The 2,606-nt window shown below is 65.8% G+C and carries 2 protein-coding genes; both read left to right on the top strand.

Features of this window, described 5'->3' with window-relative positions; genetic code table 11:
* The first annotated feature begins 106 nt into the window (after positions 1 to 106).
* On the top strand, positions 107 to 619 hold the full coding sequence (gene mreD, locus D769_RS00220; protein ID WP_008640831.1) for a rod shape-determining protein MreD: 513 nt from the start codon (positions 107 to 109) through the stop codon (positions 617 to 619).
* Between the two features lie 43 nt (positions 620 to 662).
* The coding region (gene mrdA, locus D769_RS00215) for a penicillin-binding protein 2 (RefSeq protein WP_008640822.1) at positions 663 to 2,606 on the top strand (1,944 nt) is incomplete at its 3' end.

Raw genomic sequence — 2,606 nt, 5'->3', positions numbered from 1 at the left:
GGTCGGCGGCGGCACGCGCTGGCGCCGAGCAGAAGGCAGACAAGGCGGCCACGCCGGCAGACAAGCCCGCGGACACGCCGGCGCAGAAACCCTCGGAGCCCGCACGGTGACGACATCCCAATACCTGCTGCGCCCGGTCAATCCCGCGTTCATCGCGCTGACCTTCGTGCTGGCGTTCCTGATCAACCTGATGCCCTGGGGCGAGACGCTCTGGATCCCGGACGTCGTGGCGCTGGTGCTGGTGTTCTGGAACATCCACCAGCCGCGCAAGGTCGGCATGGGCGTGGCGTTCCTGCTGGGTTTGCTGATGGACGTGCATGACGCCCGCCTGCTTGGCGAACATGCGCTTGCCTACACGCTGCTGGCCTACTTCGCGATCACGATCCACCGCCGCGTGCTGTGGTTTTCGGTCTACGCGCAGGCGCTGCATGTGCTGCCGTTGTTGTTCATCGCGCACGCGGTGCCGGTGGTTATCCGCCTGGCCATGGGCGCGCCGCTGCCCGGCTGGCAACTGCTGCTGGCCCCGGTGATCGAGGCGGTGCTGTGGCCGATGGCCACCAGCCTGCTGCTGGCGCCGCAACGCAGATCGAACGAAGTCGATGAGACGCGTCCGATCTAGTCCCAATCCCTGACGCGCTCACCACGCCGCCCGCAGTACCGCCATGACCGAAATTCGCAACGTCGAACTGGAAATCGGCCGCTTCCGCATCCGCGTGGCGGCCGCCGCCCTGTTCACGGTCGTCTGCTTTGGCCTGCTGTTCTCCCGCTTTCTGTGGCTGCAGTGGTACAAGCACGACCAGTACTCGGCCAAGGCCGAGGACAACCGCATCTCCGTGGCGCCGATCGAGCCGAACCGCGGCATCATCATGGACCGCAACGGGGTGGTGCTGGCGCGCAACTACTCTGCGTACACGCTTGAAATCACGCCGTCCAAGCTGACAGATACGCTCGACAACACGATCGAGGAGCTGGCCACGCTCGTCGATATCCAACCGCGCGACCGTCGCCGCTTCAAGCGACTGCTGGAGGAATCGCGCAGCTTCGAAAGCCTGCCGATACGCAGCCAGCTCACCGACGAGGAAGTGGCCCGGTTCTCGGCGCAGCGCTTCCGCTTTCCGGGCGTCGACGTGCGCGCGCGGTTGTTCCGCCAGTATCCGATGGGCGAAGCGGCCAGCCACGTGGTCGGCTACCTGGGTCGCATCTCGCAGCGTGACCAGGAGCGGATCGAGGCCATGGACGAGGCCAACGACGCCGCCGATGGCGACAAGTACGATCCGCGCAAGGACGCCGACAACTACAAGGGCTCCAACTACATCGGCAAGATCGGGCTGGAACAGAGCTACGAGACCGAGTTGCACGGCCTGACGGGCTTCGAGGAGGTGGAGGTCAGCGCGGGTGGGCGGCCGATTCGCACCCTGTCCACGTCGCCGGCCACGCCGGGCAACAACCTGATCCTGTCGCTCGACATCCGCCTGCAGCAACTGGCCGAGCAGCTGTTCGGCGACCGTCGTGGCGCGCTGGTGGCGATCGAGCCCGAAACGGGCGACATCCTGGCCTTCGTGTCCAAGCCGACCTTCGATCCGAACCTGTTCGTCGAAGGCATCGACTCCAAGACCTGGGACGAACTGAACAACTCGCCCGACAAGCCGCTGCTGAACCGACCGTTGCGTGGCACCTATCCGCCGGGCTCGACGTACAAGCCGTTCATGGCGCTGGCCGCGCTGACCACGGGCAAGCGCACCGCCGCCTGGGGGATGCACGATCCGGGGTTCTTCACGCTTGGCAACCACACGTTCCGCGACGACAAGCCCGGCGGCCACGGCTGGGTGGACATGCAGGCGTCGATCGTGCAGTCGTGCGACACCTATTACTACATGCTGGCGCGTGACATGGGCGTCAACGCGATCCACGATTTCATGAAGCCGCTCGGCTTCGGCCAGATTACCGGCATCGATATCGAGGGCGAAAACCGCGGCATCCTGCCATCCACGGACTGGAAGCGAAAGGCGTACCGCCGCCCCGAGCAGCAGAAGTGGTATGACGGCGAAACCATTTCGCTGGGCATCGGGCAGGGCTACAACAGCTTCACGATCCTGCAGTTGGCTAACGCGGTGTCGATCCTGGTCAACAACGGCGTGGCGATGAAGCCCCACCTGGTCAAGGCGGTGGAGGATTCGGTCTCGCGCAAGCGCACGCTGACCGTGCCCAAGGAAAGCTATCGCATCCCGCTCAAGCAGGGCGATATCGACGTGATCAAGCGTGCGATGGTTGCCGTGACGCACTCCGGTACCGCCGCCCGGGTGTTCGCCGGCGCTGCCTACGAGTCGGCCGGCAAGACCGGTACGGCGCAGACCTACACGCTGGGCAAGAACGAGAAGTACAACCACCATGCGCTGGACGAGCGCAAGCGCGACCACTCGCTCTACACCGCGTTCGCCCCGGCCGATCATCCGAAGATCGCGCTGGCACTGATCGTCGAGAACGCGGGTTTCGGCGCCGCCGTGGCCGCGCCGATCGCGCGCAAGGTGATGGACTACTACCTGCTGGGCAAGTGGCCGGAGGAACTGGCCGCGACGGCCCCGCCGCCCGCGGAGCGCGAGCGCGCT

This window comes from Cupriavidus sp. HMR-1 (assembly GCF_000319775.1).
Classification (GTDB): domain Bacteria; phylum Pseudomonadota; class Gammaproteobacteria; order Burkholderiales; family Burkholderiaceae; genus Cupriavidus; species Cupriavidus metallidurans.
This window is presented reverse-complemented; position numbering and strand designations above follow the sequence as displayed.